The sequence below is a fragment of the Streptococcus sp. P25B114 genome (assembly GCF_053010325.1).
In genome coordinates this window covers 93194-108469 of sequence record NZ_JBRKNW010000004.1, presented here as the reverse complement: position 1 = coordinate 108469, position 15276 = coordinate 93194, and the positions used below count along the sequence as shown (strand labels likewise).

Here is a 15276-nt window from a genome sequence, read left to right as displayed (position 1 = left end):
AAAAAATAGAGCGGGGAGGCTACTCATTCCTGCCCCACCACGCTCCTGTTCTGTTTATTCTTTATCTATTCGAAAAGCTGTTACTGTCTTCCGTGACAGTTTTTAAATTTCTTCCCTGAAGCACATGGACATGGTGCATTGCGATCGACACCCTCAAAGGCCTCTTTCGGAACTGCACGAGTCGGTGGGATGATATTCTTAACTGCTGTTGTATGCGCCTCATGGGCTGCACGTTCACGTTCAATATTGTCGTGAATCTGAGCCTTCATCATCAAACGCGTCACATCAAACTCAATCGAACCAATCATGTCATTGAACATGGTAAAGGCTTCTGACTGGTACTCGACAATCGGATTGTTCTGAGCATAACCACGCAGACTAACTGCATTTCGCAATTGATCCAGAGCATCGATATGATCTGTCCATTTATTATCCACTACACGCAAAATCAAGACTTTTTGGAACTCGCGAATACGGTCCTCATCTTTTAATTTGGCAATCTGTAAATCATAAACCGCAATGGCTCTGTCGTACAATTCATCTGCAATTTCCCCATAGCTGAGGTCTTCCAAATCAGATAGGCGCAAACTCTCCTCGTCAACCAAATTGGCATGAGCAAATTTGAGAATTGAATCCAAGGCCTCTTCACGACTGAAGCTCTTATGGGCGTCAATCAGGCGCTCAATTGTCCGCTGAATCATAGAGCGAATTTCCGGACCCAAATCGCGTTCAGCAGTAATCACATCATGGCGTTGGCTGTAGATAATCTCGCGCTGTTCACGCATAACATCATCATACTGAAGGACCTGTTTACGAGAATCGTAGTTGTTTCCTTCGACACGCTTCTGCGCCGCCTCAACCTGACGGGTCAACATGCCAGACTTGATGACAGACTCTTCTTCAGACAAGTTCATCCGCTCCATGAAGGCCTTGATTCGCTCTGAGCCAAAGCGTTTCATCAAATCATCTTCCAAGGATAGGTAGAATTGTGATTCACCTGGATCCCCTTGACGACCGGAACGTCCGCGGAGCTGATTATCGATACGGCGGCTCTCATGGCGCTCCGTACCGATAACGCAAAGACCGCCAAGTTCACGCACACCAGGACCCAACTTGATATCCGTACCACGACCGGCCATGTTGGTGGCAATAGTAACAGCACCACGCTGACCAGCGTTCATGATAATTTGAGCTTCACGGTAGTGGTTCTTAGCATTAAGAACCTCGTGCGGAACCCCTGCAGCCACCAATTTTTGAGAAATCAAGTCAGAGGTCTCAACCGCAACAGTACCGACAAGAACTGGTTGACCTTTTTGGTAACGTTCTTTGACATCACGCACTACAGCATTAAACTTGTATTCCAAGTTTGGATAGAGTAAGTCTTCATGGTCGATACGTTGAATTGGACGGTTGGTTGGAATAGGAATGATGCGGATATTGTAAATTTCTCGGAATTCTTCCTCTTCTGTCTTACCAGTACCCGTCATACCAGACAATTTCTTATACATACGGAAGAGGTTCTGATAGGTGATAGAGGCAGACGTCTTGGATTCATTCTGGACAGGTACACCTTCTTTGGCTTCAATAGCCTGGTGCAGACCGTCAGAATAGCGACGTCCTTCCATGGTACGACCTGTAAATGGATCGATGATCATGACTTCCTGCTCTTCATTGACCAGATAGTCAACATCGTAGGTCATGATATAGTTGGCACGGAGGGCATTGTCCAAGAAGTGGGTAATAGCCACGTTCTCAATATCATAGAGGTTGTCCAGCTTGAAGAATTTCTCAGCCTTGTCAATCCCTGAATCCGCCAAACCAATGGTTTTAGACGGTACATCGATGATATAGTCGTCGCGATCCAAAGATTTGACCAACTTATCCGCCAAGAAATAGAGCTGGTTTGTTTCTGAGCCTTGAGGACCTGAAACGATCAAAGGTGTACGGGCCTCGTCGATCAGGATTGAGTCAACTTCATCGACCAAGGCATAGTTGAGCGGGCGCTGTACCATATCTTCTGCACGCACCACCATGTTATCACGAAGGTAGTCAAAACCAATCTCCGAGTTGGTGGAGTAAGTGATATCGCAGTTATAGGCTTCACGCTTTTCAAAAGGTGATTTGGCTGCCAAGTTGATCCCAACCGACAGACCCAACCATGAATAAAGTTCACCCATCTCAGTCGCATCACGAGTAGAAAGGTACTCATTGACCGTTACTACATGTACCCCTTCACCTGTCAGGGCGTTGAGGTAAACCGGCATGGTCGCCGTCAAGGTCTTCCCTTCACCAGTACGCATCTCTGGAACGTCACCATTGTGGAGAACGATACCACCCATGACCTGAACCTTATAAGGATAGAGACCCAGGACACGACGCGCACCCTCACGAACAACGGCAAAGGCTTCATATAGGAGTTCATCCAAGGTTTCACCTTTGGCAAGGCGGTCCCTAAACTCCTGCGTCTTGGCCTGCAACTGCTCATCCGTCAAGGCTTCCATGGCATCTGCATAAGAGAAAACCTTGTCCGCCATTTTTTCTAATTTTCTTTGCTCACCCTTATCATTTTCAATAATGGAGCGGAGCATATTTCTAACCATTCTGTACTTCCTACTTAACTTGATTTTGCTTGTCTGACCTGTCACAAGGATACCCTTCCGTCTTTGGGTAAGCTACATCCATCAATAGCTGACAACCATTTGACAAGAACCTAAAAATTCCAGGCCAGATGACATAGTTCAATAATATATTCTAGCACAAGATTTGGTTTTTTTCAAGGTTGGAACAACTCTCAAACACGCTTTTCACAAAGAAAACAGCCCCTTAGCAGGACTGCCTTCCAGATTCTATGGATGACTAACTATCATTTCCAATTGCCCTGAAAATTCCCATTCCAGCACATTGCTTGGCAAAATAAAGTGGCTTCCTTTTTCAATCTCGTAGACTTGACCATCAACCTGCAATTGGCCTACACCATCAAGGACGCTGACTAGATAGTAGGGAGCTTGTTTTTTGAAAATGACCGCACCCTCGATTTCCCACTTGTAAACCGTGAAAAATTCATTGCTGACATAAGTTGTGGCCCTCAGCGCCCCAGCTTCAACAGTATCGGGGTGGCTGTTTGCTGGCTCACCAATGGTCAGGACATCAATAGACTGCTGGATATGGAGATCACGGAGGTTGCCAACATCATCCTTGCGGTCAAAATCATAGACCCGATAGGTCGTGTCGCTGGACTGCTGGGTTTCCAAAATCATAATTCCCTTGCCGATAGCGTGCATGGTTCCGCTTGGCACATAGAAAAAGTCACCTGCCTTGACCGGCACATGGGTCAACAATTTTTCCCACTCCTTGTCCTCAATCATCTGGGCCAATTCTTGACGGCTCTTGGCCTCGTGACCGTAGATAATCTCAGCTCCCTCATCCGCCGCAATCACATACCAGCACTCAGTCTTTCCCAATTCGCCCTCATGCTCTAAGGCATAGCTATCGTCCGGATGAACCTGAACAGACAACCAATCATTGGCATCCAGAATTTTGGTCAAAAGCGGAAAAACTGGACTGTCGCTGTCGCCAAATAAATCACGACGCTCAGCATATAACTTGTCCAAGGGAGTACCCTTGTAATCGCCATTGGCTACGACGGAAACGCCGTTGGGATGAGCCGAAATGGCCCAAAATTCACCGGTCGTCTGGCTGAGAATTTCATAACCGAATTCGGTCTCTAAACGATTCCCACCCCAGATTTTTTCCTGCATGACGGAGTTTAAAAATAATGGTTGTGCCATAATAGTCTCCTTCTCAATTCTTCTAGCCCTATCTTATCAAATTTCTCAATAAACGCCAATGAAGAGCCACAGAAAAGCCTGGCAGAGCCAAGCTTCTCTCTTATGTCAGACTTATTTTTCAGCTACTTTTTTGGCTAAAGCAAAGTTTCCGAGTGTCGCAGAACCATTTTCCGCAACAGCAGGTGTCACGATATAGTCCTTGACATCTGGCGTTGGCAGATAGTCATTCATGAGGCCTGTAAATTTCTCACGGACACGGTTAAGCATGTGCTCCTGCGCCATCACACCACCACCGAAAACGATGACTTGCGGACGATACAAAAGTGTTGCCTGCACTGCGGCCTGAGCAATATAGTAAGCCTGTACATCCCAGACATCAGAGTTGAGCTCAATCAACTCACCGCGGATGCCTGTACGACCTTCCAAGGAAGGACCAGCTGCCAGACCTTCCAAACAGCCATTGTGGAAAGGACAAACGCCGTTGAATTCATTTTTTACATCGTAAGGGTGGAGTGCAACGTAAGTATGGCCTGCTTCGGTATGGCCGAGACCACCGATAAACTCACCATTTTGAATAGCCCCAGCACCGATACCTGTACCAATCGTATAATAAATCAGGCTCTTCACACCCTTGCGCACCAAGGTCTCACCAAAAGCAGAAGAGTTTACATCTGTCGTAAAGTAGAAAGGAATGTTAAATTCTTTTGCAATCAAGCCCAGCAAGTCAATATTTGACCAATGAGGTTTTGGCGTTGAAGTGATATAGCCATAGGTTTGTGAGTTTTGATCAATATCAATCGGACCAAACGAACCAATAGCAATCCCAGCCAAACGATCTTCGTAGCGTTTGAAAAATTCTACCGTACGCTCAATGGTTTCATAGGGCGTTGTTGTCGGAAATTGCGTTTTTTCAATTACTTGGAAATTCTCATCACCAACCGCACAAACAAACTTTGTACCACCAGCTTCCAAGCTTCCGTATAATTTTGTCATGAATTTTCTCCCTTTTTGTTTTTTTCATTATACCATAGATAGAAATAGAAGAAAAAGGCTTACCGCCTTTTTCTGTGCTTATTTTACGGATTATTTAACAACTTTCAAGAAGTCCGCACCATGAGCGATTGTACCCTCAGCAAGTGGAGCTACTTCTGTAAAGTCTGCAGTGTTTGTCACGATGATCATGGTTGTATCATCAAGACCTGCTTCAGCAATTTTCGCTGCGTCAAATTTAGCAAGTGGTGTACCAGCTTTTACCTTGTCACCAGCAGCAACCAATTTCTCAAAACCGTTACCGTTCATAGAAACTGTATCGATACCGATGTGAATCAAGATTTCAGCACCAGTCGCTGTTTTCAAACCGTAGGCATGGCCTGTTTCAAAAGCGATGGTTACTTCTGCATCCGCTGGAGCATAGACAACACCTTCAGTTGGCTTAACTGCCAAACCTTTACCCATAGCACCTGATGAGAATACTGGGTCGTTCACATTTTCAAGAGCTACAACGTCACCTGAAAGTGGAGATACAAGAGTTTCTTGTGCAGTAGAGATTTCTGCAGTTTCTTCAACTTTTTCTGAAGTTTCAACTACAGACGCTGTCACTGCTGCCGCAGCAGCTGTTGCTGCTTCATCAGCGAAAACTGCTGATGCTTTTGTCTTACCATAAACGTAAGTAAAGGCAAAGGCTGCAGCAAAAGCAATCAACTCAGCAACTACATACATTGGGATAGAAGATGCTTTGATTGAGAGGAAGCCAATAAAACCTGCTGCCCCAAGAGATACAGCGATAACATGAGTCAAACCTGCAAAGAGGGCACCGATAGCCGAACCTGCAAGAGCACAGAAGAATGGGAATCTGTACTTCAAGTTAACCCCGAAGAGGGCAGGTTCTGTAATTCCAAGGAAGGCAGAAACTGCTGCTGAACCGGACAAACCTTTTGTTTTTGCATTTTTTGTCAAGAAATAAATAGCAAGAGTTGCAGCACCTTGTGCAACGTTAGCCATTGAAGCAACTACAAAGATGTAGTCTCCGTATCCTGTACCATTATTGTTGTAAGCAGACAAAAGTTGTGTCTCGATGGCTGGGAATGATTGGTGAAGACCAGTCATTACGATCAATGAGTAAGTACCACCAAAGATACTCATACCCAACGCACCAGTTGTATCGTACAACCAAACAATTGCGTTAGTAATCGCATCAGATACAGTCAACATCACAGGACCGATGAATGTAAATGTCAAGAAACCTGTAATCATTACTGACAATAATGGTGTGAATGTAAAGTCAACTGCTGATGGCAACTTCTTGTGGAAGAATTTTTCAAGCGTCGCAAGAAGCCAAACTGCTGCAAGAACTGGAATAACCTGATATGCATAGTTTGTTTGAGCTACTTGGAAACCAAAAATATCCCAAAAAGCTTCTTTACCACCCAAATCTGGAGTGGTCATGATCATACCAATAGCCGCACCGAGGAATTGGTTTGCACCAAAGCGTTTCGCAGCGGAGATACCTACAAGGACTGGCAAGAACATGAATGGAGCTGCTGACATCAATTGAATCATCGCAGAAATGCCTTGGATAGCAGGATACATTTCCTCAATTGATTTTGGACCAAATAAATCTGGGGAAGTCAAGAAGTTACGAAGCGCCATCAATAGACCACCAGCAACGAGAGCCGGAATGATTGGCACAAAGATATCTGACAAGAGCTTGATTAAGTCCATCAATGGATTGAACTTCTTATCTTGCGCTGCAATCTGTTTCAAATCATCTGTTGAAACTTCTTTTAAGCCTGTAGCCTTGATGAGCTCTGCATATACAAAGTTTACATCACCAGGTCCGATGATAACTTGATACTGACCATTCGTACTGAATGTCCCTTTGACATCTGCATTGTCATCGAGGGCTTTTTGGTTCACTTTGGATTCATCCTTCAGAACCAAACGAAGACGAGTAGCACAGTGTGCTGCCGCAACTAGATTATCTTTCCCAACCGCTTCGATCACTTCGGCAGAAACTTTTTTATAATCCATTTACAAAAATCTCCTTTTTGTATATTTTTATTATTGAAAGTGTTTTCACTCTTTCGATGTTTTTATTATATATGGTTTTTACGAATATGTCAAACGTTTTGCAGATTTTTTTAAAAAATTCCAAGAATCACAGTAAAAGCTTGATTTTTTTCAAGAAAACGTTTACTATATTAAATGAATAATTAGAAGATATGGAGTAGACAAATGGCTTTTACAACTGAAGAGCGCTACCGAGCTTATGCTGACTGGTCGCCAGAATACATTGAAAAAATTAAACAAAATACTGCAAGCTCACCTTGGAGAACTAACTTCCACATCGAAACACCTCACGGTTTGCTCAATGACCCTAATGGTTTTTCTTACTTTAATGGAAAATGGACCCTCTTCTACCAGTATTTCCCATTTGGTGCAGCTCACGGTCTCAAATCTTGGGTCCATACTGAGTCAACTGACCTGGTGCATTTTGAGCCGACTGGTACAGTTGTCTACCCTGACACGCCTCTGGACAGCCACGGTGCCTACTCTGGTTCTGCTATGGAATTCGGCGATAAACTCTTTTTATTCTATACAGGAAATGTCCGCGATGAAAATTGGCAACGCCACACCTATCAGATTGGCGCCCTCATGGACAAGGATGGCAAGATCGAGAAGATTGACAAGGTCTTGATTGAGCAGCCAGAGGACACGACAGACCATTTCCGTGACCCACAGATTTTCAACTACAAGGGACAATATTACGCCATCGTCGGTGGACAAAATCTGGATTTGAAGGGGATTGTTAAGCTCTACAAGGCTGAAAACAACGACTACCTCAATTGGACCTATGTGGCGGATTTGGATTTTGAAAATGACCTGACGGCCTACATGATGGAATGTCCAAACATTGCCTTCGTCGGTGACCAACCCGTCCTGCTCTACTGCCCACAGGGTCTGGACAAGTCTGTTCTGGACTACGGCAACATCTATCCAAATATGTACAAGATTGGCCAGGCATTTGACCCTGAAACAGGAAAAATTGTAGCACCGAGTGAGTTAATCAACCTTGACTACGGTTTTGAGTGCTACGCAACCCAGGCTTTCAATGCTCCGGATGGCCGTGCCCTATCTGTCAGCTGGTTGGCCCTTCCAGATGTTGAATACCCAACCGATGCTTTCGATTACCAAGGTTGCTTGTCCTTGGTCAAAGAGCTGACAATCAAGGACGGCAAACTTTACCAGTACCCAGTCGAAGCCATTACCAGCCTGCGTCAAGAAGCTCAGCCATTTTCAAACCAAGAAACAACCAATAATGTTTACGAACTAGACTTGACTATTCCTGCCAACAGCAAGCATGAAATCGTCCTCTTTGCCAATGCAGACCAAAAAGGCTTGGTGCTGACAGTTGATACAGAAAAGGGACAGATTAGCTTGGACCGCGAACATTGTGGTCAGCCCTTTGCCCTTGAATATGGAACAAGCAGAACTTGTGACATTGAGTCTGGAGCTTTGACTGCCAATATTTTCATAGACAAGTCTGTCTTTGAAATTTTCATCAATAAAGGAGAAAAAGTATTTTCTGGTCGCGTCTTCCCTGATGCTGATCAAAATGGCATTGCCATTACCAGTGGCAACCCAACCGGAACTTACTACCATTTAGATTATGGTCGCAAAACTAACTGATGTTGCTGCCCTAGCCGGTGTCAGTCCCACAACCGTGTCCCGCGTCATCAATAAAAAAGGCTACTTGTCAGAAAAAACTGTCAAAAAAGTGCAGGATGCCATGCGGGAATTGGGCTACAAGCCCAACAATTTGGCGAGGAGCTTGCAGGGAAAATCGGCCAAGCTGGTCGGACTCATCTTCCCTACTATCAATAATATTTTCTATGCCGAGCTGATTGGACACCTGGAAAGCCAACTCTTCAACCGAGGTTATAAGACCATTATTTGCAACAGCCAGCATGAATCGGACAAGGAAAGAGAGTATCTAGAGATGTTAGCGGCCAATCAGGTTGACGGCATCATCTCGGGCAGTCACAACCTGGGTATCAAGGACTATGACCGGGTTTCCGCCCCAATTATTGCCTTTGACCGCAATCTCTCTCCTACTATTCCCGTTGTCTCTTCTGATAACCACGGAGGAGGAGTCTTGGCGGCCCAAACCCTGAAAAAGGCAGGCTGCAAACGACCTATCATGATTTCGGGGAATGATAATTCCGACTCCCCTACTGGTCTGCGTCGGTCTGGTTTCCTCTCCGTCTTACCAGATGAAACCGTCTATCACGTTGCCAGCGACTTTACACCCATTCGCAAGGAAATGGAAATCAAGTCCATTCTGGAAAAGCACGCCCCCGACGGCATCTTTGTGTCAGACGATTTGACAGCTATGCTGGTCTGGAACGTTGCCCAATCGCTCAATTTGACTATTCCGCAAGACCTCAAATTGATTGGCTACGATGGGACTTATTTCATTGAAAATTATTACCCACAGCTGACAACCATTAAGCAGCCATTGACTGACATCGCCAAATTGATGGTGGATTTGTTGATTGATAAAATCGAGGGCAAGGAACTGGATAAACGGAACTACGTTTTGCCAGTCAGCCTATCCGCCGGAGCTAGTATATAAGACAAGTATTGTGTAATGCTTGTCTTTTTTGTCAAATTCTACTTCTCCTGTATCATCCAACAAACAGCCAAACTAGTCAACTCTGAACATTTCATGGCATCCTTCCGAAACTGAGCGTTTATTAAGTCAGGTGGGCTGAATTCTTTCTGAGAGTAATCTCCCTTTTCCAACTCAAAAAGAAACGAAAAAAAGAAACCTGATTAGGCTTCTTCTTGGATAAATTGGCTTAATACGCCGTTTACGAATTTAGCGGATGACTCGTCTGAAAATTCCTTGGCTAGCTCGATGGCCTCATTGACTGCGACGCGGTCTGGTGTTTCTTGGAAATATTGAATTTCAAATAAGCCCAAACGCATGATATTTTTATCAATCAAGGTCAAACGGTCCAGGGTCCAGCCAGACTTGAGCTTGCTAGACAATTCCTTGTCCAATTCTTCTCGATAGGCTGCCACACCATTGACCAAGTTGAGGAGAAAGAGAGGAATTTCCACACCTTCTGTCTCTTCCTCACGGTCATAGAGGTAAGAAAATTGAGCAGCCTGGACAGGCTCTTGGCCAAATTCTAGGGATACAATCGCCTGCAAAGCGCACTTCCGCAGGGCATGTCTATTATTCTTCATCGAGGAAATCCTCTCCGAACAAGTCTTTCAGGGCTGGTTTTGGTGTCTTATCTGGAACGATGCCGTTGACGTGGATATTAACCGCAGCCAACTCCACCTCTGCATAGTTAAAGACAGCAGTCTTGACAGCTCGCTGGATATCCATTGATACAGCAGGGACATTGACGCCATACTCCAGGTAAACGTAAATATCAGCCGTCACTTGCCCTTCCTCATCTGTATGAAGGTAGACACCCTTGTTGAGAGATGATTTTGACAGGCTATCTGCAACCCGCTTATTTTGAAGAGAATGGACCCCCTCAACTTTTGCTGCTGCAATGCCTGTAATTACTTCAAGAACGCGTGGTGCAATAACGATTTCGCCTTGGTATTCTGTTGTCATAGGCTCTCCTTTTCTAAGAGGGGCAATTAAGCGCGTGATACGTAAGTTCCCTCTGCTGTGTTGATAACGAGTTTTTGACCTGCTTCGATGAAGTCTGGCACGTTTACAACCAAACCGGTTTCCATGGTTGCTGGCTTACCTGAACCTGTTACAGTCGCTCCTTTGATAGATGGCTGGGTTTCTGCAACCACCAACTCAACAGTAGTTGGAACAGTAACACCAATCACTTCCGTTCCGTAGAATTGGATTTTCACGTCAGAATTTTCCAAGATGTAAAGTAATTCTTCTTGAATTGTTGCTACTGGAATTTCATACTGGTCGTAAGTCTCAGTATTCATGAAATAGGCAGTGTCATCCATTTGGTAAAGGTATTGAGCTGGGACGGTTTCGATGATAGCTTGTTCAAATTTCTCATCTGGACGGTAGGTCGTGTCAAAAGTTGAACCTGTACGCACATCACGCAATTTCATACGCATGATGGTATTGCCCTTACCTGGCTTGTGGTGACTTGCATCCAAAACCTTAATCAACTTACCTTCTGCTTCGAAGGTCATACCTGCTCTAAGTTTACTTGCTTCAATCATTGTATTGAATACCTCTTCAAATTTTATTTATTCGGTTTATTTTACCACAAACTGACAGATTTCTCAAATGACAATCAATTCTTTGGGGGCCAAAGTCAACACCTTACAACCCGTGTCCGTAATTAGTAGGTCGTCTTCGATACGGACACCGTATTTGCCCTCGAGATAAATGCCCGGCTCATCAGTCAAGACCATACCCGCCTGAATGGTATCCGTAGCCGTTCGGCTAAAGTAGGGATACTCGTGGACATCCAAGCCCATACCGTGCCCGATACCGTGGGTAAAGTAAGGACCATAACCAGCCTGCTCGATGACACGACGTGGGACACCGTCAAACTCCTTGTATTCCATACCCGCCTTAGCCGTCGCAATCAAGGCTTGATTCGCCGCCAGAACGGTTTCATAAATCTCTCGCTCTTCATCACTAACCGAACCGACATAGACCGTCCGCGTCATATCGCTGACATAGTGGTCATACAAGCAGCCAAAGTCCAGCGTCAAAGCCTCACCAGCCTCAATTACCTTATTGGACGCACGTCCGTGGGGCATAGCAGAGCGGTAACCCGAAGCAGCAATGGTATCAAAGGACACCCCTTCTGCCCCCATTTCCCGCATACGAAAGTCCAAGAAATTGGCAATTTCAATCTCTGTTTTACCTGGTTTGATAAAGTCTAAAGCGTCAATAAATGCCTGGTCTGAAATCTGACAAGCTCGCTGAATGGTGGCAATCTCTGCCGCATCCTTAATCATCCGCAGATCCGCAATCAGATTGGTTGTTGGTCTAAGAGTCGTTCCAGCAAAGACAGCTTCCATGGATTTGAAATAGGCTACTGAAATCTCATCCTCAAAGGCCACTTCCTTGATGCCCATGTCCTTGACCAAACCAGCTGCCGTTCCCAACTCATCTCGATTGGAAATCACTTCAAAGTCTGTGACAACAGATTGGGCGTAGGTGATATAGCGGTCATCTGTAATCAAAACCTGGCGGCTAGGTGTAATCAGCACCACTCCTGCCGACCCCCAGAATCCTGTCAAATAATAAACATTTTTCAAATTGGTCACATAGAGAGCCTCTATCGACTGCTCTGCCATTTTTCCACGAAGTTTTTCAAGTCGTTTTTGCATAACCTACCTCCAAAGATATTGTAACTATTATAGCAGAAATGCACAGAATTACCAATAAACTTCCAGCAAACAAGAAAAAGCCGCTTGGCGACTTTTTACTTCAACTTAGTTTTCAAATACTGGCCTGTAAAGCTAGCTGGGTTAGCTGCTACTTCTTCTGGTGTTCCTGTTGCAACAACGGTACCACCTCCGACACCGCCTTCTGGTCCCATGTCGATAATGTGGTCAGCTGTCTTGATGACATCCAGATTGTGCTCGATGACCAGCACGGTATTGCCATCATCAACAAAGCGAGCCAAGACTTTGAGTAACTGGGCAATGTCCTCCGTATGCAGACCTGTCGTCGGCTCATCCAAGATATACAAGGATTTACCAGTTGACCGCTTGTGGAGTTCAGAAGCCAACTTCATCCGCTGGGCTTCCCCACCTGATAGGGTCGTTGCTGGCTGACCTAGAGTAACGTAGCCCAAACCTACATCTTGAATGGTGCGAAGTTTCCGTTCAATCTTCGGAATGTGTTTGAAGAACTCGACCGCATCATTGACGGTCATATCAAGGACTTGGGCGATATTTTTCTCCTTGTAATGTACTTCCAAGGTTTCAGAATTGTAACGGTGTCCATGACAGACTTCGCAAGGAACAAAAACATCTGGCAGGAAGTGCATTTCAATCTTGATAATCCCGTCACCAGAACAAGCCTCACAACGACCACCTTTGACGTTAAAGGAGAAGCGTCCTTTCTTGTAGCCACGGATTTTAGCTTCATTGGTCTGGGCAAAGAGGTCCCGAATATCGTCAAAAACACCTGTATAGGTGGCTGGGTTGGAACGCGGTGTCCGTCCAATCGGGCTTTGGTCAATATCAATCAAGCGATCCAAGTGTTCAATTCCTGAAATGGACTTGAACTTACCTGGCTTGTCCGAATTGCGATTGAGTTTCTGAGCAATAGCTTTTTTCAAAATGGAATTGACCAGGGTTGATTTGCCTGAGCCAGACACCCCTGTCACCGCTACAAATTTTCCAAGCGGGAAACGAACAGTCACATCTTGCAGGTTGTTTTCCTTGGCACCTGTTACCTCCAGGAATCGACCATTACCAACACGACGTTCCAAAGGAACTGGAATTTCACGTTTGCCAGACAGGTACTGGCCTGTAATGGATTTCTTATTTTTAGCTACTTGGGCAGGCGTTCCAGAAGCCACGATTTCTCCACCGAAGACACCCGCACCTGGACCGATGTCAATCAGCCAGTCTGCCTCACGCATAGTGTCCTCATCGTGTTCTACCACAATCAGGGTATTTCCCAAATCACGCATTTTCTTAAGACTGGCAATAAGGCGGTCATTATCCCGTTGGTGCAGACCGATCGACGGCTCATCCAGAATATAGAGGACACCTGACAGGTTGGACCCAATCTGGGTCGCCAAACGAATCCGCTGGCTCTCACCACCCGAAAGCGTACCTGCTGCTCGTGAAAGCGTTAGGTAATTTAGACCAACGTTGTTAAGGAAGGAAAGGCGATCCTTGATTTCCTTGACAATGGGCGTCGCAATCGTCGCTTCATTTTCAGACAAGGTCAGATTTTCAATGACTTGCAAATGATCCGCTACGGACAAGTCAGATAACTGCCCGATATGCAGTCCCTGTTCGCCACCGACTTTGACAGACAAGGCTTGGTCATTGAGGCGATAGCCGTGGCAGGTTCCACAGGTCAATTCGTTCATGTATGTCTTCATGACTGTCCGCGTATAGTCACTGTTGGTTTCACGGTAGCGGCGATTGATATTGGTAATCAAGCCTTCAAAGGGAATATCGATATCACGCACCCCACCGAACTCATTTTCATAATGGAAATGGAATTCTTTTCCGTCAGAACCGTTGAAAATCAGGTTCTTCTCCTCTTCCGTCAATTCCTCAAAAGGCTTGTCCATGTCCACACCAAAGTGGTTCATGGCCTGCTCCAACATCTGAGGATAGTAGTTGGAAGAAATAGGATTCCAAGGAGCCAAGGCACCGTCACGCAGGGTCTTGCTGGCATCTGGGACAATCAAATCCGTATCCACTTCCAGCTTCATGCCCAAACCGTCACAATCGCTACAAGATCCAAAAGGAGCATTGAAAGAGAAAAGACGAGGCTCCAACTCGGGCACTGTAAAACCACAAACTGGGCAGGCATAGTACTCAGAGAACAGCAGTTCCTTCTCATCCATGGTGTCAATGATGACATAACCGTCCGCAATTCGAAGAGCAGCCTCAATCGAATCAAACAAGCGAGAACGAATGCCCTCCTTGATGACAATTCGATCGACCACGACCTCAATATTATGAGCCTTGCTCTTGGACAATTCAGGCACTTCAGACACATCATAGACATCCCCATTGACACGGACCCGCACATAGCCATCCTTCTGCACCTTCTCAAAAATGGTCTTGTGTTGACCCTTTTTCTTGCGAACAATCGGTGCTAGAATCTGCAAACGTTGGCGTTCTGGCAATTCCAAAACCTCATCGACAATCTGCTCCACCGAAGAAGCCGCAATGGCCCCGTGCCCATTGATACAGTAAGGCACCCCTACCCGAGCATAAAGCAAGCGGAGATAGTCATTGATTTCTGTTGCCGTTCCAACCGTCGAACGCGGATTCCGCGAGGTTGTTTTTTGGTCTATGGAAATAGCAGGGCTGAGCCCCTCTATGGAATCCACATCAGGCTTGTCCATGTTGCCCAAGAACTGACGAGCATAGGCAGACAAAGACTCCACATAACGACGTTGGCCTTCGGCATACAGAGTATCAAAAGCCAAACTCGACTTACCAGACCCCGACAAACCAGTCACCACCACCAACTTCTCACGCGGAATGGTCACATCAATATTTTTCAAATTATGGGCACGCGCCCCATGAATCACAATATTTTCTTGCATAATTTAAGATATAGAGCCCGTAAAACGCACGGTGAAAATAGGCGGTAAGTCCGAAATCTGTGATTTCGAAGACGCACCCCCGTCAAGACAACTAGTGCTTTCACAGGTCGAAAACCGAAGAAAGCACAGATGTCTACGACGCAGAAGCCAGTTCCACACGCTTAAACATGAAGAAACCAACAATTTTTCAAACAGCGTATAGGGCGTGTTCAGTTCCTTTC

General features: G+C 45.5%; 11 protein-coding genes. 2 read left to right on the top strand and 9 right to left on the bottom strand.

All coding sequences use genetic code 11. The annotated features are described in order from the left end of the window. Nucleotides 1-80: 80 nt before the first annotated feature. The 4 genes from secA to ACVC7T_RS03200 all read right to left on the bottom strand — a co-directional run bounded on the left by secA (nt 81) and on the right by ACVC7T_RS03200 (nt 6818). Nucleotides 81-2600 (bottom strand): preprotein translocase subunit SecA, encoded by a 2520-nt coding sequence (secA, locus tag ACVC7T_RS03215; RefSeq protein WP_447262451.1) that lies wholly within the window; start codon nt 2598-2600, stop codon nt 81-83. A gap of 246 nt (nt 2601-2846) precedes the next feature. Beyond that, nucleotides 2847-3788: a mannose-6-phosphate isomerase, class I gene (gene manA, locus ACVC7T_RS03210; RefSeq protein WP_105160196.1), complete on the bottom strand. Its 942-nt coding sequence runs from the start codon at nt 3786-3788 to the stop codon at nt 2847-2849. A 111-nt stretch (nt 3789-3899) separates the two neighbouring features. Next, nucleotides 3900-4781, bottom strand: a complete 882-nt coding sequence (gene scrK / locus ACVC7T_RS03205) for a fructokinase ScrK (protein WP_394733595.1) — start codon at nt 4779-4781, stop codon at nt 3900-3902. Nucleotides 4782-4871: 90 nt separating this feature from the next. Next, nucleotides 4872-6818, bottom strand: a complete 1947-nt coding sequence (locus tag ACVC7T_RS03200) for a sucrose-specific PTS transporter subunit IIBC (RefSeq protein ID WP_172008914.1) — start codon at nt 6816-6818, stop codon at nt 4872-4874. Between the two features lie 204 nt (nt 6819-7022). Here ACVC7T_RS03200 and ACVC7T_RS03195 point away from each other — a divergent pair, with 204 nt between their 5' ends. Next, complete coding sequence (locus ACVC7T_RS03195) at nt 7023-8477, top strand: sucrose-6-phosphate hydrolase (RefSeq protein WP_447262450.1); 1455 nt, start codon at nt 7023-7025, stop codon at nt 8475-8477. Then, nucleotides 8458-9423, top strand: a complete 966-nt coding sequence (locus ACVC7T_RS03190) for a LacI family DNA-binding transcriptional regulator (protein WP_105111512.1) — start codon at nt 8458-8460, stop codon at nt 9421-9423. The genes ACVC7T_RS03195 and ACVC7T_RS03190 overlap by 20 nt, the downstream gene beginning before the upstream one ends. A gap of 200 nt (nt 9424-9623) precedes the next feature. Here ACVC7T_RS03190 and nusB read toward each other — a convergent pair whose 3' ends face one another. From nusB to uvrA, 5 genes are all read right to left on the bottom strand, one after another. After that, nucleotides 9624-10043 (bottom strand): transcription antitermination factor NusB, encoded by a 420-nt coding sequence (gene nusB, locus ACVC7T_RS03185; protein ID WP_394731630.1) that lies wholly within the window; start codon nt 10041-10043, stop codon nt 9624-9626. Then, the gene (locus ACVC7T_RS03180; protein WP_105111510.1) at nt 10033-10425 is read right to left on the bottom strand and encodes an Asp23/Gls24 family envelope stress response protein; all 393 of its coding nucleotides are present in this window, start codon (nt 10423-10425) and stop codon (nt 10033-10035) included. The genes nusB and ACVC7T_RS03180 overlap by 11 nt, the downstream gene beginning before the upstream one ends. A gap of 26 nt (nt 10426-10451) precedes the next feature. After that, nucleotides 10452-11009 (bottom strand): elongation factor P, encoded by a 558-nt coding sequence (gene efp / locus ACVC7T_RS03175; RefSeq protein WP_105122500.1) that lies wholly within the window; start codon nt 11007-11009, stop codon nt 10452-10454. A 63-nt stretch (nt 11010-11072) separates the two neighbouring features. After that, a complete protein-coding gene (locus ACVC7T_RS03170; protein ID WP_394731629.1) occupies nt 11073-12134 on the bottom strand; it encodes a M24 family metallopeptidase in 1062 nt (353 codons plus the stop codon). A 95-nt stretch (nt 12135-12229) separates the two neighbouring features. Continuing rightward, nucleotides 12230-15055 carry an excinuclease ABC subunit UvrA gene (gene uvrA, locus ACVC7T_RS03165; protein ID WP_222292748.1) on the bottom strand — a complete coding sequence of 942 codons (2826 nt, stop codon included), beginning with the start codon at nt 15053-15055 and terminating at the stop codon, nt 12230-12232. Between the last annotated feature and the right edge of the window lie 221 nt (nt 15056-15276).